This window comes from Bradyrhizobium sp. Unk1 (assembly GCF_059512345.1).
Map to the genome: position 1 here is coordinate 39,157 of NZ_JCAMOP010000040.1, position 20,990 is coordinate 60,146.

A 20,990-nucleotide genomic window follows, 5' to 3' on the forward strand; every position below is an offset into this window, starting at 1 on the left:
CCCGAACAGAAGGAAGCTCGCTGCATATCAGGAAGCACCGCCCAAGGCTTCTTTTTGTACGACCTGCCGGCTCCGTCGTTGCCGAGAGGCCAAAGCAAGCCTAGTCGGACGGGATCTATTGGTTTCAATCGCTGCAGGACAACGGCATGGCCCATCGGCAACCCGCCCCCATCAAGCGCACCATCCGGCGAGATCAGCTTCGCGAGATGGTCCCGCTCGCCGACAGCACCATCTATGAGATGGAGCAGCGCGGCGACTTTCCGCGGCGGTTCGCGCTATCGCCCCGGTGTATCGTGTGGGACTTGGCGGAGGTCGAAGCATGGCTGGCTGCGCGCAGATCGACACCTCCTGTTCGTGCGCCTCATCCTGATGTGAGGCAGCGACGAACCCGGCCGGTCAAAGGGCCGGGTCGAGCTGCAGGAGCGGCATTGAAGGGGGAATGAGGACAGGGATGTATTTCTGGCCACCAACCCAGGCATCAACGATGTTGGACCACTCCTGCATCATGTGACGACGCTGCACCTCGTATTCGGCCTTGTTATAGACTCCCCTCGATGACCGTCCGTCCTCGTGCGCGAGGCACTTTTCAATCCAGTCGCTGTTGAACCCGAGCTCGTTCAGAAGAGTTGACGCGGTCCTCCGCAGGTCATGAACCGTGAACGCCTGCAGCGGAAGCCCTTCCTTGCTTGCCTGCTCAACGACCGAGTATGTGACTCGGTTAAACGTCGCCCGTGACATTGGAGCGTCGGCGTCATAGCGCGACGGCAGGACATACTTTGAATTTCCTGCACAAGTTTTCAACGCTATGAAGATATCGAGCACCTGACTCGAGAGATACACGTTATGCGCCTTCGAACGCTTCATGCGCTCCTTGGGAATCGTCCAGACGGCATTCTCGAAATCGACTTCATCCCATGTGGCATCGAGCAGTTCACTCTTGCGCACCATCGTGAGCAGATACAGACGTAACCCCAGCCTGATGGTGGGCAATGTCGCGATACGCTCCAGCTGTTTGAGCATGATGCGAATTTCGGTCGGTGAAAGTGAGCGGTCTCTCGGGACAAAGCTTGCGATCGACGCCGGTCCGACCTCGTCGGCTGGATTTGCGATCTTCTCGCCATGCAGGATCGCAAATCCATAGATCTGTTTCACAATATCTCTGACGTGGATTGCCGTTGCGGGGGCGCCGCGCTCCACGATGGCAGCGCAATGGGCGCGGAGGTCGCCAGGTGCGATCTCATTCAAAAGGCGCTTGCGCCAAACTGGAAGCAGTTCCCGTTCGAAGATCGATCGCCGCATTGCCCGAGTGCTATCGGCCATCGGTGCCGCGACGAGCCACTTCTCTCCGAGTTCGCCGAAACTCCTGGCTTCAAGGAGACGCCGTTTCTCGCGCTGCTTCTCGATAGCGGGTGACCGCCCCTCGCCTACTGCGCGCCTCGCATCGATGCACTTCTCGCGAGCGCGTGCGAGCGACAGGCCGGTCGGGCCATACTTGCCAAGAACCACCGTCTCGCGTCGACCATGCAGACGGTAGTCGAGCCGGAACGACAGCGTCCCGGCGCGCGATACGACCACGTACATGCCGTCACGGTCGGTGACCTTGTACGATTTTTCCTTTGGTCTCAGAGCCTTAAGCGCAGCGTCGGTCAGCAAGAGCTTACCCTCCAGGTAAATACCGTCAGCCACTTTTGAGCCGCGTTTGACCGGAGATCTCTTTGTTTTACAGGTACTTGGACAAAGAAAAATACCGTCAGACGCAGCATCGCGCATGACGGTATGGATTAGGATCGGTTATTTCAATGGACGGTGATGCCGTCAGGCGCTCCGTCCGGCCAGATTTCTGCGTACCGATAGATATCGAACGTAGATGAAGAATTAAGTCGTAAAATCAGTCTGTTAAGTCGTGCAATTGGATACTGCGGGATAGTCGCGGACGGGCCCGAATTATTCCCACTCAATCGTCCCAGGCGGCTTGCTCGTCACGTCGTACACCACCCGGTTCACGCCCTTCACCTCGTTGATGATGCGTGTCGCGGTCTCGCCCAGGAATTTCATGTCGAACTGGTAGAAGTCCGCGGTCATGCCGTCGGTGGAGGTGACGGCGCGGAGGCCAACCACATAATCGTACGTGCGGCCGTCGCCCATCACGCCGACGGTCTTCACGGGGAGCAGCACGGCGAAGGCCTGCCAGATGTCGTCGTAGAGGCCGTGCTTGCGGATCTGGTCGATGTAGACGGCATCGGCCTTGCGCAGGATGTCGAGCTTGTCGCGGGTGATGTCGCCGGGGCAGCGGATGGCGAGGCCGGGGCCCGGGAATGGGTGGCGGCCGACGAAGATTTCGGGCAGGCCGAGCTCGCGACCGAGCTTGCGCACCTCGTCCTTGAACAGCTCGCGCAGGGGCTCGACGAGCTTCATGTTCATGCGCTCGGGCAGACCGCCGACATTGTGGTGCGACTTGATCGTCACCGAGGGGCCGCCGGTGAAGGAGACACTCTCGATCACATCGGGATAGAGCGTGCCTTGCGCCAGGAAGTCGGCGCCGCCGATCTTCTTCGCTTCCGCCTCGAACACCTCGATGAAGAGGCGGCCGATGGTCTTGCGCTTGGTCTCGGGGTCGGTGACGCCTTCGAGCTCGCCCAAGAATTGCTTGGACGCATCCACGTGCACGAGCGGGATGTTGTAGTGGTGGCGGAACAGGTCGACCACGGTCTTGGCCTCGTCGAGGCGCAGCATGCCGTGATCGACGAACACGCAGGTGAGCTGGTCGCCGATGGCTTCGTGAATCAAGACGGCCGCGACCGCGGAATCGACGCCGCCGGAGAGGCCGCAGAGCACCTTGCCCTTGCCGACCTGGGCGCGGATCTTCGCGATCTCCTCCTCGCGGAAGGCGCGCATGGTCCAGTCGCCGGAGAGGCCGGCGATCTTGCGCACGAAATTGCGGATCAGTTTTGCGCCATCGGGCGTGTGCACCACTTCGGGGTGGAACATCAGGCCGTAGTACTTGCGGGTCTCGTCCTGGATGATCGCGAACGGCGCGTTCGGCGAGGTGCCGGCGACCGAGAAGCCCGGCGGCATTTTTGTGATGCGATCGCCATGGCTCATCCAGACTTGGTTCTTGCCGCCCGGCGACCAGACGTCCTCGAACAGCTTGCTCGGCGCCTTGACTTCGACATCGGCGCGGCCGAATTCGCGGTGATGGCCGCCCTCGACGGTGCCGCCGAGCTGCTCCGCCATGGTCATCTGGCCGTAGCAGATGCCGAGCACCGGCACGCCGGAGGCGAAGATCAATTGCGGGGCGCGGGGCGAGCCGGCTTCATGCACCGACTCAGGCCCGCCGGAGAGGATTACCGCTTTCGGCTTCATCTCCTTGAAGGCCGCTTCGGCCTTGTTGAACGGGACGATCTCGCAATAGACGCCGTCCTCGCGCACGCGACGCGCGATCAGCTGCGTCACCTGGCTGCCGAAGTCGACGATGAGAATCTTGTCGTGCGCCGAGGCCACCGAGGGCGTCGACGCGGAGCGGTCGTTCTGTGCTGCTGTCATGGCCAGCAAATACGCGACCGTGCCCCTGCCCGCAACCGCGCGATGCGCGCGCCCACATTCTTCTTTGGGCATGGACAAATGGATATAGGTCAGTATTATTGACCTAATTTGCTCGCCCCGGCGAACAGGGGCCGATCAGGGAGAACGCCATGTCACAGCACCATCAGCCATCAACGCTTGCCGCGCTCGGCCGGACCTGGGTCGAGGCCTGGAACGCGCGCGATCTCGAGCGCGTGCTCACGCTCTATGCCGAGGACACCGTGATGACCTCGGACCGCATCCCCGCGATGGGGATCGATGCCAGCGGCACCGTGCGCGGCAAGGACGCGTTGCGGGCGTATTGGGGCAAGGCGCTCCCCCTGCTGCCGGAGCTGCATTTCGCGCTGATCGACCTGTTCGTCAGCCCTGATAGCGTCGTGGTGTTTTACGCGAACGAGCGGGGCAAGCGGATCTGCGAGTATCTGCGGGTGAATGATGCGGGGCTGATCGTGCAGGGTTCGGCGAACCATTTGGTGTAGTGACGCTTGCGCGCATTTGCCGTCGCCGCCGCGCGCTTAGCGTGTGCAGACGGTGCCGCCCCGTCCACAGCTGTCATTCCCCGCGAAGGCGGGGAATCCAGTACGCCGCGGCTTCTCCGTATCACGGCACGGCCTCTGGAATACTGGATCGCCCGATCAAGTCGGGCGATGACACCGAGTATCGCTCGCAATGACGGAGACTGCCGGACGAGCGTGCGCTAACAACGACGCTGCGGCTCTGACATAGGATTCCCCATGAAACTCCCCGCCTCCCCCTTCACCGTCACCGACTGGAGCAAGGTCGAGGCCACCACCCATCCCGGCGAGACCGGGCAGGCCAGGTGGCGGACGCTCAATATCGGCGAGCTCCGGGTGCGGATGCTCGAGTATTCGCCGGGCTACCTCGCCGACCATTGGTGCGACCGCGGCCACGTGCTCTACGTGCTCGAGGGCGAGCTCGACTCGGAGCTGCGCGACGGGCGCAAGTTCAAGCTTACGGCGGGGATGAGCTACCAGGTCTCGGACTTCGGCGACGCCGCGCATCGGTCCTCGACGGCCACGGGGGCGACGCTTTTCATCGTGGACTGAAGCGCGCGGCGGCCCCTGTTTGCACCGCAAAATAGCAAAGTCGCGCGACATGCCGGGCCACGGGTAGTGCCTTGAAGTAGCCCCAAATTCTCGCTATATTGTGATCATCGATACTTGGCCGAACGACTGGGCCGCTTCGCTTCGTTTCAGACGGGCGCGCACGCTTCAGATGACTTCTCCAAACATCGACTGAACAGGATCATGGGCGCAATTTTGCGTACCGGTCCACGTGCGTATCCTCTTTTAACTAACTAAAGGAAATTCCCATGGCTATGGGCACCGTGAAGTGGTTCAACACCCAAAAGGGTTATGGTTTCATCCAGCCGGATGACGGCCAGAAGGACGTGTTCGTTCACATCAGCGCCGTCGAGCGCGCTGGCCTCTCCTCCCTCAACGAGGGTCAGAAGGTCTCGTTCGACATCGTCGCCGACCGCCGCAGCGGCAAGTCGTCGGCTGACAATCTCCGCGTCGGCTAACGCCCACGCACCGTTCTGACCACGGACGTACCGGCAGAACGTCGAGTTAGAAAGCCCCGCGAGCTTCGGTTCGCGGGGCTTTTGTTTTGGGAACTGCGGCGCGGCGCACCGGTGCCGTAGGGTGGGCAAAGGCGCGCTCTTCGCGCGCCGTGCCCACCATCTCTGGGCGTTCTCACTACGAATGGTGGGCACGCTTCGCTTTGCCCACCCTACGAGGGTCAATACGAGAGCTACGTCTTCTTCAGCACCGAGACGAAGAACCCGTCCGTCCCCGTCCGCCGCGGCGTCATCAGCCAGCCTTCGTCCGACTGCAGTGCGGCCCTTGCGAAATCCTCCGCCTTGTCCCAGAGCACGCTCGCAGTCTGCTCGGGCGGCACGACTGAGAACTCTGGATGGCGGGCGGTGAACGCCCTCACCTGCTCGCCGTTCTCTTCCGCCAGCACCGAGCAGGTGATGTAGGCGATGCGGCCACCGGCCTTGACCAGCGGCACGGCGCGCTCCAGCACCTCGGCCTGGTCGCGCAGGCGGATCTCCAGCGCGCCGGGGCGCATGCGCCATTTGGCGTCCGGATTGCGTCGCCAGGTGCCGGTTCCCGTGCAGGGCGCATCGATCACGACGAGGTCGGCGGTGCCGCTGATGTCGGCCAGCGGATCGGCCTCGCCCTTGGGCGTGCGGACATCGGCATTGTGGACGCCGGCGCGCGAGAGACGCTCGTGGATCGGGACAAGCTGGCGCTTGTCGCTGTCGGTGGCGATCAGCCGGCCCTTGCCCTGCATCATGGCCGCGAGCGCCAGCGTCTTGCCGCCGGCGCCGGCGCAGAGATCGATCACCTGCTCGCCGGGTTTTGCCGCGGTGAAGCTGGCCGCAAGCTGCGATCCCTCATCCTGAACTTCAACGGCGCCCTTGATGAAATCCTCCTCCGCCTGGAGGCCGGGATTGCGCGCATCGGCCGAAAGCGCGATGCGCAGGCCGTTTGCGGACCATGGCGTCGGTTCCGCATGAAGATGAGCAAGCCCGCGCAGCACCTTGTCGCGATTGGATTTTAGCGTGTTGACGCGCAAATCGAGCGGCGCCCGGCTCGCCATCGCGGCCGCCTCCGCGGCGCGCTCCTTGCCGAACACTTTTGCAAAATACGGGTCGAGCCAGTCCGGATAGTCGCCGGCGATCGCAGCCGGCGCGTCCTTGAGGGAACGCGAGGCCAGTGCGGCCTGCTCGGCCTCGGTCAGCGGCGCCGGTGCAAACCGGCTGCCGTCGAACAGCGCGCCCATGGTGGCCGCGTCCATGTTGCGCTCGAGGCGGAGCATGCCGATCAGCCGGGCGCGTGCGGTGTCGGCGTCCATCAGGAAGGCGCTCGAGGCATAGCGGCGCAGCACGTCCCAGACGAGGCCGGCAATGGCGGCGCGGTCGCCGGAGCCGGCGAAGCGGTGCGCGGTGCCCCACTCCTTCAGCGCCTTGGCCGCGGGCACGCGGTCCTTCTCGATGGTGTCGATCAGTTCGATGGCTGCGGACAGCCGGGCAGCGGGAGTCATTTGAATCTTTCAGATCAGGATTGGCAAATAGGCGCCTAGATCAGCAACAGCATCTTCAGCGCGAAGTAGATCCACATCGCCAGCAGCACAAGCACGCCCGCGAGCCAGATCGTGGAGCGCCGGCCGAGATCGTTGGAGGAGACGAACACGCCGGCATGGGCGAACCGCGTCACCACGAACACCCAGGACATCAGCACGATGAAGAGATCGGCATGGCGCAAGGGCAGCGCCAGTGCGATCAGCGCGTAGAACAGCACCGGCAATTCGAACTGCTCGCCGAGCGCAATGTCGCGGCTCTTGGTCTCGCCGGAGACCGGCGAGCGCCGGCGCGCCAGCGCCATTCCGATCAGGAGTGCGAAGGTGAGACCGACCTGCACGAAGACAGGCAGCAAAACCATTTGGATGGACATCGGAACTTTCCCGTCAGGCGGAACACCGCGGACCGTCATTAGCCGCGACTGCTGGCGCTGACAATCAACGAGTTGAACCGGTGTTCCCGATTCCGCGACCAAATGCCGATAGTTAAAGCGATTTCGGTCCCCGGGACCGCAAGGCGAGCTAGCGCCAAGAGACTGACAAGAGACTGACATGAACACCCTCTCCAGCCTTTTGACCGAATCCGCGGACGGCCGGCTCGGCGTCCTGATGTCGGCGCTGGCAGGCATCGCCGCGGCGCTCGCGGTCGCGCTGGCGATGACGGTGTACTTCCGCCTGGGCTACCGGAGCTGGCGCGACGTCGTCAGGCATGGCCTCGCCACTCTGGCCGCCCTCGCCCTGTTCGCCTTCGCCGCCTACGACATGCGCCACGCCGCGCTGGCCTATCTCGGCCTCAATCCCTCCAAGCCGGCAGTCGAGTTCGAGATCCGCATGCCCAGGGAAACGCTGACGGCGGTGAGCGATAGCCAGATCGAGCTGCACACCGACCGCAACCAGACGCTGGCGCTGGTCGACGGCGTGCGCGAGCTCGGTGATGGCCGCTCCGTGCTGCGCGGCGCCGTGGCGCTCAACCACCGCACCGCCGACCGCGTGCTGGTCGTGAACCTGCCCGGCAAGGGCACGTTCGAATTCCGCCTCCGCCTGCCCGCCGAGCCGCACCGGTCCGAGCAATTCGGGCCCTGGCACCTCGCCGACCGCATCGCCTCGCCAGCCACCGGCAACGGCGCGCCGCAGGACGCCTACACGATCCGCTATCGCGTGCTTTAAACTTTGTTTCATTGCGATGCATGCGCGCGCCGTCATCGTTCCGACGTGCGACAACGCGTATGCTGACCCCATGTCCGAATTTCGCCTCACGCAGATTTCCGACACCCATCTCGGCCGACGCTTCTCCGGCCTGATCGCCAACTTCGATCGCGTCAGCGAGCACATCGACGCTGATAGGCCCGACCTCGTCGTCAACACCGGCGACGTCTCCTTCGACGGGCCGACAAGTCGCGACGATGTCGAATTCGCCAAGAGCCGGCACGACGCCCTGCCCGTCGCCTGCCGCTACCTCCCCGGCAATCACGACATCGGCGACAATCCGACCGCGATCGGGCCTGCGCCAAAGCCGCCGGTCGAGGAAAAGCACCGCCAACAATTCCGCGACATCATCGGCGAAGATCATTGGTCGTTCGAAGCGGCCGGCTGGCACTTCATCGGCCTGAACTCGCTGGTGATGAATTCCGGGCTCGCCTTCGAGGCCGAGCAATTCGACTGGTTGTCCCGGGAAATGGCGCGCATCAACGGCAGGCCGATCGCGCTGTTCGTCCACAAGCCGATGTTTCTCAACTTGCCCGACGACCCCGAGACGCCGGAGACCTCGATCCGCTACGTGCCGCAGCCGGCACGGGCGCGTCTGATCGAGATGTTCTCGACTGTGGACCTGCGCCTCATCGCCAGCGGGCACGTGCACCAGCGGCGCGACTTCACCTACCGCCACACCCGCCATGTCTGGGCGCCGTCGGCCGGCTTCAGGATCAACGACGCGCGCCAGGACCGGATCGCGATCAAGGAAGTCGGGCTCGTCGAATACCGCTTCCGGCCGAACAGTTTTGAAGTTCGTCACGTCAGGGCCGCGAGCCAGGTCGATGTCGATATCGAGGAGCTGCTCGCCCAGATGGGCGGCGAGCACTAGCCCAATTCACGGGCACAAGACCCTACCTAAATACCTTGCTGCATCGAATTCGCGCTAAAACTGGCTAAAATGGGCTAATGACAACGTTGTCATTCCGACATATCGTTCCCGAACGGTCGATGGGCCGCTGAGGGAGCGACGATGCAGTTCTTGTCCCGGTGGGAGAGTCAACGTCTTTCAACGACCACGCGGGGCATCCCCCTGGTCGATGGCCTACCGATCGAGGAGATCGCCGGCCAGGATTGGCAGCCCTCCCGCGGCGATCTCGCTCTGCCCGCCCTCACCCTCGATGAAGCCGCCTTCAGGGCCAATCGCGACCTCTTCCTGCGCTGGTGCAAGAGCGCCGGCGTCACTGTCGCGCCCCACGCCAAGACGCCGATGTCGCCGGAGCTGGCGCGCTCGCTGCGCGAGGCCGGCGCCTGGGGCACGACGGTCGCCAATATCCAGCAGGCCGCCGTGCTGCTCGCGAGCGGCGAGCAACGCCTGCTGCTGGCCAACGAAATCGGCGGCCTCGCGGCCGGCCGGCGGCTCGGCGCGTTGCTCGGCGCCTATCCCGACGTCGAATTTCACGCCTTCGCGGATTCACCGGCGGCGGTCGCAGCACTGGCGGAAGCGGCCCGGATTGCGGGCCGCAGCGAATTGTCCGTGCTGGTCGAGCTCGGCGCGGGCCGCGCGGGCGCGCGCGATCGCGCCGCGGTCGAAGCGACGATCGCAGCCGTGCTCGCGACCGACGGCCTCCTGCTCGGCGGCGTCGCCACTTACGAAGGCGCGGTCGCAACGCCCGATGCCGGCGAGACGATGCGCGCGATCGCGGCGCTGATGGAGCGCACCATCGCGGCCTTCGCGCTGGTACGTCATGCTGCCCCGGGCCGGCCGCTGATCATCAGCGCCGGCGGCTCGGCCTATTTCGACGTCGTCGCCCGCGCGCTCGTACCAAGCGCGCAGGCAGACGGCAACGCCAGCGTCCTGCTGCGCTCAGGCGCGCTGTTCTTCGCCGATCACGGCATCTATGCGCGCGCCTTCGCGGAAGTAGACCGGCGCGGCGGTCTCGTCATCGACGGCGCGCGGCATTCGGCGGCCGAGGGTTTCCGGCCTGCGCTGAAACTTTGGGCCGAGGTGTTGTCGCGGCCGGATGCAGGCCTTGCGATCGCGGGCTTCGGCATGCGCGATGCCTCGTTCGATCAGGGATTGCCGGTGCCGCTGCGCGTCTTCCGCGACGGCGTCGCGCAGCAGAGGCTCGCCGAGACCTTGTCGGTCACCTGTCTCAATGACCAGCATGCATTCCTGTCCGTCGCGCCCGATAGCACGCTCGCGGTCGGCGACGTCATCGCCTTCGGCATCTCGCATCCCTGCACCTGCCTCGACCGCTGGCGCGTCATCCTCGGCCTCGACGCCGACGGCGTCGTAACGCGCGCCCTCCCCACCCAGTTCGGCTGAGGCGGCTCGCGCGATGAATTTCCTGCCGCTGTGGCGCTATCAGAACCAGCTCATCGACGGGGCCATCGTCACGCTCGAGCTGACGGTGATCGCGGCGCTGGCCGGGCTTCTGATCGGTGTTGCCGGCGCGGTCGCGCTGAACGGCCGCATCACGCCGTTGCGCTGGCTGGTGCGCGGCTACATCGAGCTGTTCCGCAACACGCCGTCGCTGATCCAGATCTTCATCGTCTTCTTCGTGCTGCCGAATTTCGGCCTGAAGCTGCCGGCGTTCGAAGCCGCCGCCGTCGCGCTGTCGCTCTATTTCGGCGCCTATTCGGTCGAGATCATCCGCGCCGGCCTCGACTCCGTGCCGAAGAACCAGATCGAGGCCGGCCAGTGCCTTGGCCTGTCGGGTTGGCAGGTGTTCCGCCACATCCTGCTGCCGCCGGCGCTGCGCAACGCCTATCCGGCCGTGACCAGCCAGTTCGTCCTGCTGCTGCTCGGCACCTCGCTCGCCTCGCAGGTCGCGGCCGACGAGCTGTTCCATGTCGCGGGCTTCATCGAGAGCCGCACCTATCGCAGCTTCGAGGTCTATGCGGTGATCTGCGTGGTCTATTTCGCAATGGCGATGTCGTTCAAGGCGCTGTTCGCCATCATCGGTCTGGCGGCCTTCCGCTGGCCGCGGCGGCGCTGAGGGGACAGCGATGCGATCCTTCTCCCTCATCGACTTCGTCTCGCTGTTTGCGGCGCTGCGCTGGACCGTTGCGCTCGTCGTGCTCGCGCTCGCCTTCGGTGCGCCGCTGGCGCTGGCGTTCGCCACGGGCCGCATCAGCCGCTTCGCCGGCCTGCGCTGGACGATGGCGGCGTGCATCCAGATCGTCCAAAGCGTGCCGCTGCTCGGGCTCTTGTTCTTCTTCTATTTCGGCATGCCGATGTTCCTCGGCATCCAGGTGCCGGCCCTCGTTGCCGTCACCGTCGCCTACACGCTCTACACCGCCGCCTTCCTCGGCGAGATCTGGCGCGGCGGGCTGGAAGCCGTGAAGCAGGCGCAATGGGAGGCAGGCAGCTGTCTCGGCCTCTCCGCCTGGCAGCAATTCCGTCACATCATCGCGCCGCAGGCACTGCGGCTGTCGCTGCCGCCGACCGTCGGCTTCCTGGTGCAGCTGATCAAGGGCACCTCGCTCGCCTCGATCCTCGGCTTCGTCGAGCTTGCCCGCGCCGGCCAGGTGGTGAGCGCGGCGACGTTCCAGCCGCTGCTCACCTACGCGCTGGTCGCCGCGATCTATTTCGCGCTGTGCCTGCCGCTCACGCTCTGGTCCCGCTCTTTGGAGGCCCGCCTCGATGGCTCTCGTTGAAATCCGCGACGTGCACAAGACATTCGGCAAGGTCGAGGTGCTCAAGGGCGTCTCGCTCGACGTCGAGGAAGGCGAGATCGTCACGATCATCGGCCGCTCCGGCTCGGGCAAGTCGACGCTGCTCCGCTGCATCAACGCGCTCGAGACCGTCGATTCCGGCGAGATCCGCGTCGAGGGCGAGAGGGTCCACGCCAGGATGCCTGACCTGAAGGCATTCCGTCAGCGCGTCGGCATCGTGTTCCAGGCGTTCAATTTGTTTCCGCACCTGAAGGTCGAGCGCAACATCACGCTGGCTCCGCTCCTCACCGGCCGCATCGACAAGGCCCGCGCGCGGGCGCTGGCCGAGGACGTGCTCACCCGCGTCGGTCTCGCCGACAAGATCGACGCCTGGCCGGAGCAGCTCTCCGGTGGCCAGCAGCAGCGCGTCGCCATTGCGCGCTGCCTCGCCATGGCCCCTCACCTCATGCTGTTCGACGAGGTCACCTCCGCGCTCGACCCCGAGCTCGTCGGCGAAGTGCTGAAGGTGATGGAGGCGATGGCGAAGCAGGGCATGACCATGATCCTCGTCACCCACGAAATGGGCTTTGCCCGCAACGTCGCCGACCGCATCGTCTTCATGCATCAGGGCCGCGTCTGGGAACAAGGACCGCCGGCAAAACTGTTCGCCAATCCTGAGACCCCCGAGCTCGCTAGCTTCATCGCGTCCGCCAAATAACCATCCACCAATCCCCGATCAGGAGAGAGCCATGAGACCACTGAAATCCCTCTTTGCGATCGCAGCCACGGCGCTCGCCGTGCTCGCTGCCCCCACCCTCGCGCAGGCCGACAAGCTCCAGGACGTGCTCGGCGCGGGCAAGCTGCGTGTCGGCCTGCTGACCGATGCCGCGCCCTGGGGCTTCAAGGACGAAAAGGCCGAGATCGCGGGCCTCGACGCCGATCTCGCCCGGCTGATCGCCGCCGACATGGGCGTCAAGCTCGAGTTCGTGCCGGTAACGGGCGCAGCGCGCATCCCGAGCCTGCTCTCGGACAAGATCGACATCCTGATCGCGGGCCTCGGCGCTACGCCGGAGCGCGCCCAGCAGGTGATGTTCTCGCAGCCTTATGCCGTGGTGAATCTCGGCGTCTATGGTGCCAAGGCAATTCCGGCCGCGACCGGCAAGAAGCCCGACAATCTCGACGGCCGCAGCGTCGCCGTGTCCAAGGGCTCGACGCTCGACGTCTGGCTCACCGACAATGCGCCGAAGGTAAAGCTGGTGCGTTTCGAGGATACGCCGGCGGCACTCGCCGCGTTCCTCGCGGGACAGGCCGATACCTTCGCCGAGAACAGCGCCATCGCGCTGAAGGTGCAGGACCAGAACCCGACCAAGGAGGTCGAGCTGAAATTCCTGATCCGCCAGTCGCCTGCTCATGTCGGCGTGCGCCAGGGCGAGCAGAACCTGCTCAACTGGATCAACACCGACATCTTCTTCAACAAGCTCAACGGCAAGCTCGGCGCGTTGCAACTGAAGTGGTTCAAGGAAGAGCAGGCGCTGCCGACGCTGTAAATTCACATGCGGCTCCCGCGTCATGCGGGAGCCAATCTTCACCGGGAGTATTCAAGATGATCAAACGTTACGTCGTCGGATCGCGCATGAGCCAGGCCGTCGCCGCAGGCGGCATGGTGCACATCGCAGGCCAGGTCGCCGATGACCGCAAGGCCGGCATCGTGTCGCAGACCCAGCAGGTGCTCGCCAAGATCGACGCGTTGCTGAAGGAGGCCGGCTCGGACCGCTCCAAGCTGATCGCGGTCAACGTCTTCCTGCCTCATATCACCGACTTCGACACCATGAACTCGGTCTACGATGCCTGGATCGATCCGGCCAATCCGCCGGCGCGCGCCTGCGTCGAAGCCCGCCTCGCCGATCCCGATTTGCGCGTCGAGATGACCGCTGTCGCCTTGCTGTAAAGGCACCGCCATCCCTTCAACCTTTGGCCGGCGCCGGCGACGGCGCGGCCGCGAGGCAAGCCATGCATACCGGACTTTTCCACGAGATCGATTTCGAGAAAGACCAGAAATGGTCGGGCCATCTCGGCATTCCCTTCTCGATCGATCGCTCCCCCTACTACCAGCTCAAGATCCCGATCTTCCGGATCAAGAACGGCGCCGGGCCCAAACTGCTTTTGATGGCCGGCAATCACGGCGACGAATATGAGGGCGAGATCGCGCTGACGCGGCTGTATCGCCGGCTCGATGCAGAGGACGTCAAAGGCGAGATCACCATCCTGCCCTTCGCCAATTGGCCGGCCGTGATGGCGGCGCGGCGCCGCTCGCCGCTCGACGAAGGCAACCTCAACCGCGCCTTCCCCGGCGATGCCGCGGGCACGCCGACATTCCGGCTTGCGCACTTCCTTGAGCACGAGCTGTTTCCGCGCCATGACGTCGTCTTCGACATCCACTCCGGCGGCACCTCGATGGCGCATGTGCCTTGCGCGCTGATCGAGCGGCAGGGGCCGCCCGAGATGTTCGGCCACGCGCTGCGCCTGATGGAGGGGGTGGGGATGCCCTTCGCCTTCGTCGCCGAGAACGGCGCGACCGCTCCGACCTCGATGGCCGCGGCCGCGCGCGCCGGCGCGATCGGACTCTCCGGTGAATTCGGCGGCGGCGGCACCGTCACGCCGCAGACCATGGCGCTCACCGCGCGCGCGATCGACCGGCTGTTGCTCGCGCTTGGCATTGTCCAGGCGCCGGTGCTGGGCCCGCATGCGCCGGTCGAACGCGCCACCGAATTGCTGGCGCTGCAAAGCCATGCGCAGGCAGTGTTCGCGACCCGTCGCGGCTGGTTCGAGCCCGCCGTCATGGTCGGCGCGCGGGTTGCGGCCGGCGACGTCGCCGGCTGGTACCATGATTTCGAGCGCCCGGAGCTGCCGGAAGAGGTGCTGCGCTTCCCCGCCGACGGCATCGTGATCTCGCAGCGCCTGCACACCGACAGCCAGAGCGGCGACTGCCTGGTCCAGGTCGGCCGCGCGCTGTCGCGCGACGAGGTTTCAGCGCGCTGAGTTTTGGAGACGATACCGACTGCGATTACACTCGGGATTCGATGACCGATCCGGCAAAGCCGACCTATGACGACGTTGTGCGCATTCCAGCGCCGCCCGGCCGCGCCAGCGCGAGCGGGCGGCCGCCGCGCATCGAGGAGGTCGCGGAGCGCGCGGGCGTTGCGCCGATCACGGTGTCGCGGGTGCTGCGCCACCCCGAGAAGGTCAATCGCGAGACCCGCGAGCGCATCCTCGAGGTGATCGAGGCGACCGGTTACGCCTCCAACCCGCATGCGCGCGCGCTGCGCTCGGGGCGCTCGAACGTGGTGATGGCCTTCGTCTCCAACATCCTCAGCCAGCAGTTCGGGCTCGCGGTGCGCAGCTTCGCCGCGACGCTGGAGCCTGAGGGTTTCGAGGTGCTGGTCGGCCAGACCTCCTACTCCTATGCCAAGGAAGTCGCGATGATCCAGTCGCTGCGCGGCATTCGCCCCGCAGCAGTGATGTTCACCGGCGTGATCGAGCTCGAGGAGAATCGTGCCGCGCTGCTCGAGCTCGGCATTCCCGTCATCGAGACCTGGGCGTTTCCGCGCGACCCCATCGACATGCTGGTCGGCCTGCCTAACGCGGATGCCGGCGCGATGGCGGCGCGCAGGCTGGCGGAAGCCGGACATCGCCGCGTCGCCTTCATCGGACGCGGCAGCGGCCGTGGCGCGCTGCGCCGCGACGGTTTTCGGGCCGCAGCCGCACACCTCGGCCTCGAGATCGTCCACGAGATCGGCGTCGGTGAGATCACGGGACTGGCCGACGGCCGCGCCGCCTTCACCGCCCTGCTTGAACGCGGCGGCGACGTCGACGCGGTGTTCTGTGCCAACGATCTGCTCGCGACCGGCGCGCTGATCGAGGCCCGCGCCCGCGGCCTCTCGGTGCCGCGCGATCTGGCGCTGCTCGGCTTCGGCGACAACGACGTCGCCGATCAGATCACGCCTGGTCTCACCACCATCTCCTTCGATGCGGCGGCTGTGGGACGGATCGCGGGCGAACTACTCCTGGCGCGGCTATCAGGCACGCCACGCGCCGAGCAGCGGCTCGCCGTCGAGCTGTTCCTGGTCGAGCGCGGCAGCGTCTGAGGTTGCGGATCAGGCGATGGTCTTGAGATCCTGCTGGATCGCAGCCAGCAGCGATTGCAGCGCATCGCTGTTCACCGGCCTCGCCTCCGCCTTCGCAGGCTGGACCTTGTCAGGCTGCGCAGCTTTGCCCGGACGTTTCGGGAATGGCGGTGGTGGCGCCGGCATCGCGGCTGGCGTGAAATCGCCCTCTTCGTCGACGTGGACGAACTTGCCATGGATCACGTCGTCGCGACGGCCCATGACGAACAGGGTCGCCCAATAGCCGGCAGCCAGAAGGATTACGCTGAAAATACCAATCTCTAACATCGCAGCACCTAAAATAGGCGCGATGATTCAATGCCTTCACTCTGCGGTCAATGAACCGACGGTCACACCTGCGGCTTTTGCGGGCAGGTGTGGCCGATCGGTCACTCTTTGTTAACCATCGATATCCGGGGTGTGACACCCGTGCAACTAGGCCTTGCAGTTAAGCTTTATCTTGCCCGACCCGCACCAGCTGCTTGCCGAAATTGGCGCCCTTCAGGAGCCCCATGAAGGCGCCGGGCGCGCTCTCCAGGCCCTCGGTGACGAACTCCTTGTACTTGACCTTGCCGTCGCGGACCCAGGTGGACATGTCGCGCAGGAAGTCGCCGTGGCGGTTGGCGAAGTCGGAGACGATGAAGCCTCGGAAGGTGAGCCGCTTGGTCAGCGTCGCGCGCATCATGCTGGCCGCCCATTTCGGCGGCTTGGCCTCGGTGTCGTTGTAATGGGCGATCAAGCCGCAGACCGGCACGCGCGCGAACGGATTGAGCAGCGGGAAGACCGCCTCGAACACGGCGCCGCCGACATTCTCGAAATAGACGTCGATGCCTTTCGGGCAGGCAAACTTCAGCTTCGCGGCGAAATCGGTTTCGCGGTGATCGAGACAGGCATCGAAGCCGAGCTCCTTCACCACGTAGTCGCACTTGTCCTTGCCGCCGGCGATGCCGACCGCGCGCGCCCCCTTGATCTTCGCGATCTGGCCAACGGCCGACCCGACCGCACCGGAGGCACCGGCGACGACGACGGTCTCGCCTTCCTGCGGCTTGCCGATGTCGAGCAGGCCCGTATAGGCGGTCATGCCGGGCATGCCGAGCACGCCGATGGAGGTCGAGATCGGACCGAGCTTGGGATCGACCTTGATCAGGCCCTTGCCGTTGGAGATCGCGTGCGACTGCCATCCGGTACGGGCTCGCACGATGTCGCCCTTGGCGAAATCAGGATGGTTGGAGACCGCGACCTCGCTGACCGCCTCGCCCTCCATCAGGCCGCCGACCGGCACAGGTGCTGCGTAGGACGGACCGTCGCTCATGCGTCCACGCATATAGGGATCGAGCGAGAGCCAGATCGTGCGCAGCAGGACTTCCCCCGCGCCGGGCGCCGGGACTGCGAATTCCTCGATGCGGAAATCGGATGGCTTGGGCTCGCCGACGGGACGCGCGGCGAGAACGATGCGTTTTGCTTGGGACATGGCTTCCTCCACTTTTCTGTCATTGCGAGCGAAGCGAAGCAATCCAGTCTCGTCAACATAAAAGGACTGGATTGCTTCGTCGCTGACGCTCCTCGCAATGACGAGCTTGTGGCAGGCGCCGCCCACACACTCACTGTCATCGCCCGCCTTGCGCGCACTGGAGCGGGCGATCCAGTATTCCAGAGGCAGCTGTGATTGAACCGAGAAGCCGCGGCGTACTGGATTCCCCGCCTTCGCGGGGAATGACACCGTCATTGCGGCGAGCGCGCCGCAACCGACGCGCAGCCGAATGCCGAGCGAGGCCTAACCCGCGCCCGGATAGTTCGGGCTCTCGCGCGTGATCGTCACGTCGTGGACGTGGCTTTCGCGCAGGCCCGCGCCGGTGATGCGGACGAACTGGGCCTTCTCGTGCAGGTCCTTCATGTCCTTTGCGCCGACATAGCCCATCGCGGCGCGCAAGCCGCCGGCGAGCTGGTGCATGACGTTGCCGACCGGGCCCTTGTAGGGCACCTGGCCCTCGATGCCTTCAGGCACGAGCTTGAGCGTGTCCTTGATGTCCTGCTGGAAGTAGCGGTCGGCAGATCCCCGCGCCATCGCGCCGACCGAGCCCATGCCGCGATAGGCCTTGTAGGAACGGCCCTGCCACAAGAACACTTCGCCGGGGGTCTCGTCGGTGCCGGCGAGCAGCGAGCCGACCATCGCGATGTCGGCGCCGGCGGCGAGCGCCTTCGCAAGGTCACCGGAGAACTTGATGCCGCCGTCGGCAATGACGGGAATGTCGGACTTCTTTGCAGCCTCGACCGCATCCATGATCGCGGTGAGCTGGGGAACGCCGACGCCGGCGACGATGCGCGTGGTGCAGATCGAGCCCGGGCCGATGCCGACCTTGATGCAGTCCGCGCCCGCATCGATCAGCGCCTGTGCGCCCTCGGTGGTGGCGACGTTGCCGGCAACGACCTGCACGGAGTTGGACAGGCGCTTGATGCGGTTGACCGCATGCAGCACGTGGCGGGAGTGGCCATGCGCGGTGTCGACGACGACGAGGTCGACGCCGGCATCGATCAGGCGCTCGGTGCGCTCGAAGCCGGTGTCGCCGACGGTGGTGGCGGCGGCGACGCGCAGGCGGCCCTGTGCGTCCTTGCAGGCGAGCGGATGGGCGACCGCCTTCTCCATGTCCTTCACGGTGATCAGGCCGACGCAGCGATATTGCTCGTCGACCACGAGCAGCTTCTCGATGCGATGCTGATGCAGCATCCGCCGCGCCTCGTCCTGGCTGACATTCTCGCGCACGGTGACGAGGCCGTCATGCGTCATCAGCTCGGAGACTTTTTGCCGGCGGTCGGTGGCAAACCGCACGTCGCGGTTGGTGAGGATGCCGACCAGCTTGCCGGGCGTATTCTTGCTCGCACCGGTGACGACGGGAATACCGGAGATGCCGTGGTCACTCATCAGCTTGAGCGCATCGTCGAGCGTGGCCTCGGGGCTGATGGTGAGCGGGTTCACCACCATGCCCGACTCGTAGCGCTTGACCTGCCGCACCTGGGCGGCCTGCCCCTCGGGATCGAAATTGCGGTGGATGACGCCGAGGCCGCCGGCCTGCGCCATGGCGATCGCCATGCGGGCTTCGGTGACCGTGTCCATGGCGGACGCCATGATCGGGATGTTGAGCGGAATGGCGCGGGTGACGCGGGAGCGGATGTCGACCTCGCCCGGCATGACGTCCGACAGGCCCGGTTTCAACAGCACGTCGTCGAACGTAAAGGCTTCGCGAATGCCTTGAAGTTGCACCGTGGCCATCTGCCAACTCCTTCCTGCGGCCCTGCCGCAAATAGCTATGGATGAGCGCCGCCCTCGGCGTACCTTGCGGCATCGCCGGAGAATCGGAGCCCATCGGTGGGGTTGACGCGGGTCGATAGCACGGCCACGCGACGAATCAAAGCAAATCGGACCGCTGGCCAGCCATGCACAGGCTTTTTAAGTAAATTCGGCGTGGATGGCCGGGCGGCGGCCACCCTCGTCATCCCCCGGCGCGACGAAGTCGCGAGCCCGGAATCCATCCCGCAAACGGTCTGGGGCCCGATGGAATCCGGGCTCGCGAAGGGGCGCGCCGGGGAATGACGAGGGAGCGCGTGCACCCGCCGTCGAGGGTCACACCGTTGTTACGCAGGATTTAGGTGCTATGCGTTGATCCGCAATGGTCCGGGCGGAGCGGCAGTGATAAGCCGCAAGTCCACCTTTCCTTCTGATTTTCATTACCAATCCGTCATGGTCGACAAGCAACGCGTCATCCCGCTGATCGTGGCCACCGCTCTCTTCATGGAGAACATGGATTCGACGGTGATCGCCACCTCGCTGCCGGCGATCGCGGCCGACATCGGCACGAGCCCGCTGACGCTCAAGCTTGCCATCACCTCCTACCTGCTGTCGCTCGCGGTGTTCATCCCGGCGAGCGGCTGGACCGCGGACCGTTTCGGCGCGCGCATGGTGTTCGCGATCGCGGTCGGCGTGTTCATGGTCGGCTCGATCGGCTGCGCACTCTCGACCTCCGTCACCGATTTCGTATTCGCGCGCATCCTTCAGGGCATGGGCGGGGCGATGATGACGCCGGTCGGACGCCTGGTGTTGCTGCGCTCGGTCGACAAGAGCGCGCTGGTCAACGCCATGGCATGGGTGACGGTCCCTGCCCTCATCGGTCCCGTGATCGGCCCGCCGCTCGGCGGCTTCATCACGACCTATGCGTCATGGCACTGGATCTTCCTGATCAACATTCCGATCGGGCTGCTCGGCATCTTCATGGCCTTGCGCTTCATCGATCCCATCAAGAGCGAGACGCGGGAGCCGTTCGATCTCTACGGCATGCTGCTCGCGGGCATCGGCCTCGCCGGCATCGCGTTCGGTCTGTCCGTCGCCGGGCTCAACCTTCTGCCCTGGAGCACGGTCGCGGCCCTGGTCGTGGGCGGAGCGATCTCGATGACATTGTATGTCCTGCACGCGCGGCGGACGGGTTCGCCGGTGCTGGATTTTTCGCTCCTGAAGCTGCCGACGCTGCGCGCGGCCGTTTTCGGCGGCTTCATGTTCCGGCTCGGCATCGGCGCGCTACCGTTCCTGCTTCCGCTGCTGATGCAGATCGGGTTCGGGCTGTCGCCGTTCCATTCCGGCCTCGTCACCTTCGGCTCCTCGCTTGGCGCCATGGGCATGAAGACGCTGGCCGCGCGCATCATCCGCACCTTCGGCTTCCGCAATCTGATGACGGTGAACGCGATCGTCAGCGCGTTCTTCCTCGGCGTCTGCGCGCTGTTCACGGTGACGACGCCGCTGCTCATCATCATGGTGATCCTGGTGGTCGGCGGCTTCTTCCGCTCGCTGGAGTTCACCGCGATCAACACGGTGGCCTATGCCGACGTCGAGACCGCGCAGATGAGCCGCGCCACCACGCTGGTCAGCGTCAACCAGCAGCTCGCGGTCTCCGCCGGCGTCGCGGTCGGCGCGGCCTGCGTGGAAACGACGATGTGGTTCAACCATGTCAGCGAGATCGACGCCACCGTGTTCGCGCCGGCCTTCGTCGTGATCGCGCTGACCTCGGCGGCGTCGAGCTGGTTCTTCTGGCAGATGCCCGCCGACGCCGGTCACGAGATCTCCGGCCGCAAGGCGGTGGAGATCGCCAGCCGCAAGGGTGCCGCAAAGAGCGCGGCGACCGCCGCCGTCAAGACGGCGACGGAGGATACGCAGGACGTGCGGGACCAGCGGCTGGGCTAAAGCGCTATCAGGCCCGAGCGACGTCGGTCAGAACCCGACGTCGTAAAATCGTCCTCGATGGA

General features: G+C 65.2%; 22 protein-coding genes. 15 read left to right on the forward strand and 7 right to left on the reverse strand.

Translation table 11 applies throughout. The features are described from left to right. Nucleotides 1-146: 146 nt before the first annotated feature. Nucleotides 147-443, forward strand: a complete 297-nt coding sequence (locus AC5ZFO_RS36860; RefSeq protein WP_496123393.1) for a helix-turn-helix transcriptional regulator — start codon at nt 147-149, stop codon at nt 441-443. Here the strand turns inward: AC5ZFO_RS36860 and AC5ZFO_RS36865 are convergent. Together AC5ZFO_RS36865 and guaA are read right to left on the reverse strand one after the other, a co-directional pair. Then, nucleotides 397-1,653, reverse strand: coding sequence for a tyrosine-type recombinase/integrase (locus tag AC5ZFO_RS36865; RefSeq protein ID WP_496123394.1), 1,257 nt, complete (start codon nt 1,651-1,653; stop codon nt 397-399). The genes AC5ZFO_RS36860 and AC5ZFO_RS36865 overlap by 47 nt on opposite strands. A 291-nt stretch (nt 1,654-1,944) precedes the next feature. Beyond that, nucleotides 1,945-3,543 carry a glutamine-hydrolyzing GMP synthase gene (gene guaA / locus AC5ZFO_RS36870; RefSeq protein WP_282522168.1) on the reverse strand — a complete coding sequence of 533 codons (1,599 nt, stop codon included), beginning with the start codon at nt 3,541-3,543 and terminating at the stop codon, nt 1,945-1,947. A 149-nt stretch (nt 3,544-3,692) separates the two neighbouring features. Between guaA and AC5ZFO_RS36875 the strand changes: the two genes are divergently transcribed. From AC5ZFO_RS36875 to AC5ZFO_RS36885, 3 genes are all read left to right on the forward strand, one after another. Beyond that, complete coding sequence (locus tag AC5ZFO_RS36875; RefSeq protein ID WP_282522167.1) at nt 3,693-4,061, forward strand: nuclear transport factor 2 family protein; 369 nt, start codon at nt 3,693-3,695, stop codon at nt 4,059-4,061. 255 nt (nt 4,062-4,316) lie between these two features. Then, nucleotides 4,317-4,649: a DHCW motif cupin fold protein gene (locus AC5ZFO_RS36880; protein WP_282522166.1), complete on the forward strand. Its 333-nt coding sequence runs from the start codon at nt 4,317-4,319 to the stop codon at nt 4,647-4,649. 266 nt (nt 4,650-4,915) lie between these two features. Continuing rightward, entirely contained in the window at nt 4,916-5,125 is a 210-nt protein-coding gene (locus tag AC5ZFO_RS36885) for a cold-shock protein (protein WP_008141931.1), read from the forward strand. 230 nt (nt 5,126-5,355) lie between these two features. Here AC5ZFO_RS36885 and AC5ZFO_RS36890 read toward each other — a convergent pair whose 3' ends face one another. Together AC5ZFO_RS36890 and AC5ZFO_RS36895 are read right to left on the reverse strand one after the other, a co-directional pair. Further along, nucleotides 5,356-6,654, reverse strand: coding sequence for an RsmB/NOP family class I SAM-dependent RNA methyltransferase (locus AC5ZFO_RS36890; RefSeq protein WP_282522165.1), 1,299 nt, complete (start codon nt 6,652-6,654; stop codon nt 5,356-5,358). 35 nt (nt 6,655-6,689) lie between these two features. Continuing rightward, nucleotides 6,690-7,064 carry an MAPEG family protein gene (locus tag AC5ZFO_RS36895; protein WP_282522164.1) on the reverse strand — a complete coding sequence of 125 codons (375 nt, stop codon included), beginning with the start codon at nt 7,062-7,064 and terminating at the stop codon, nt 6,690-6,692. A gap of 178 nt (nt 7,065-7,242) precedes the next feature. Here AC5ZFO_RS36895 and AC5ZFO_RS36900 point away from each other — a divergent pair, with 178 nt between their 5' ends. From AC5ZFO_RS36900 to AC5ZFO_RS36945, 10 genes are all read left to right on the forward strand, one after another. Continuing rightward, nucleotides 7,243-7,857: an acriflavin resistance protein gene (locus AC5ZFO_RS36900; RefSeq protein WP_496123395.1), complete on the forward strand. Its 615-nt coding sequence runs from the start codon at nt 7,243-7,245 to the stop codon at nt 7,855-7,857. A gap of 70 nt (nt 7,858-7,927) precedes the next feature. Further along, nucleotides 7,928-8,770, forward strand: a complete 843-nt coding sequence (locus AC5ZFO_RS36905; RefSeq protein WP_282522162.1) for a metallophosphoesterase family protein — start codon at nt 7,928-7,930, stop codon at nt 8,768-8,770. Between the two features lie 141 nt (nt 8,771-8,911). After that, nucleotides 8,912-10,207: an amino acid deaminase gene (locus tag AC5ZFO_RS36910; RefSeq protein ID WP_496123396.1), complete on the forward strand. Its 1,296-nt coding sequence runs from the start codon at nt 8,912-8,914 to the stop codon at nt 10,205-10,207. A gap of 13 nt (nt 10,208-10,220) precedes the next feature. After that, nucleotides 10,221-10,880, forward strand: a complete 660-nt coding sequence (locus tag AC5ZFO_RS36915; protein ID WP_063983789.1) for an amino acid ABC transporter permease — start codon at nt 10,221-10,223, stop codon at nt 10,878-10,880. A gap of 10 nt (nt 10,881-10,890) precedes the next feature. Next, entirely contained in the window at nt 10,891-11,541 is a 651-nt protein-coding gene (locus AC5ZFO_RS36920; RefSeq protein ID WP_282522160.1) for an amino acid ABC transporter permease, read from the forward strand. Continuing rightward, nucleotides 11,528-12,256, forward strand: a complete 729-nt coding sequence (locus AC5ZFO_RS36925; protein ID WP_282522159.1) for an amino acid ABC transporter ATP-binding protein — start codon at nt 11,528-11,530, stop codon at nt 12,254-12,256. The genes AC5ZFO_RS36920 and AC5ZFO_RS36925 overlap by 14 nt, the downstream gene beginning before the upstream one ends. Before the next feature lie 31 nt (nt 12,257-12,287). Then, nucleotides 12,288-13,085: a transporter substrate-binding domain-containing protein gene (locus AC5ZFO_RS36930; protein WP_282522158.1), complete on the forward strand. Its 798-nt coding sequence runs from the start codon at nt 12,288-12,290 to the stop codon at nt 13,083-13,085. Between the two features lie 56 nt (nt 13,086-13,141). Next, a complete protein-coding gene (locus tag AC5ZFO_RS36935; protein ID WP_018645782.1) occupies nt 13,142-13,486 on the forward strand; it encodes a RidA family protein in 345 nt (114 codons plus the stop codon). Nucleotides 13,487-13,548: 62 nt separating this feature from the next. After that, nucleotides 13,549-14,577, forward strand: coding sequence for a succinylglutamate desuccinylase/aspartoacylase family protein (locus AC5ZFO_RS36940; protein WP_282522157.1), 1,029 nt, complete (start codon nt 13,549-13,551; stop codon nt 14,575-14,577). Between the two features lie 41 nt (nt 14,578-14,618). Beyond that, entirely contained in the window at nt 14,619-15,683 is a 1,065-nt protein-coding gene (locus AC5ZFO_RS36945) for a LacI family DNA-binding transcriptional regulator (RefSeq protein WP_282522156.1), read from the forward strand. 9 nt (nt 15,684-15,692) lie between these two features. Here AC5ZFO_RS36945 and AC5ZFO_RS36950 read toward each other — a convergent pair whose 3' ends face one another. The 3 genes from AC5ZFO_RS36950 to guaB form a co-directional block, all read right to left on the reverse strand. Next, a complete protein-coding gene (locus tag AC5ZFO_RS36950) occupies nt 15,693-15,989 on the reverse strand; it encodes a hypothetical protein (protein ID WP_085402226.1) in 297 nt (98 codons plus the stop codon). Nucleotides 15,990-16,149: 160 nt separating this feature from the next. Next, nucleotides 16,150-17,172, reverse strand: a complete 1,023-nt coding sequence (curA, locus tag AC5ZFO_RS36955; protein ID WP_282522155.1) for an NADPH-dependent curcumin/dihydrocurcumin reductase — start codon at nt 17,170-17,172, stop codon at nt 16,150-16,152. Between the two features lie 303 nt (nt 17,173-17,475). After that, nucleotides 17,476-18,969 carry an IMP dehydrogenase gene (gene guaB, locus AC5ZFO_RS36960; protein WP_063983796.1) on the reverse strand — a complete coding sequence of 498 codons (1,494 nt, stop codon included), beginning with the start codon at nt 18,967-18,969 and terminating at the stop codon, nt 17,476-17,478. Between the two features lie 468 nt (nt 18,970-19,437). Here guaB and AC5ZFO_RS36965 point away from each other — a divergent pair, with 468 nt between their 5' ends. After that, nucleotides 19,438-20,928: an MFS transporter gene (locus AC5ZFO_RS36965; protein ID WP_496123397.1), complete on the forward strand. Its 1,491-nt coding sequence runs from the start codon at nt 19,438-19,440 to the stop codon at nt 20,926-20,928. Nucleotides 20,929-20,990 lie beyond the last annotated feature (62 nt).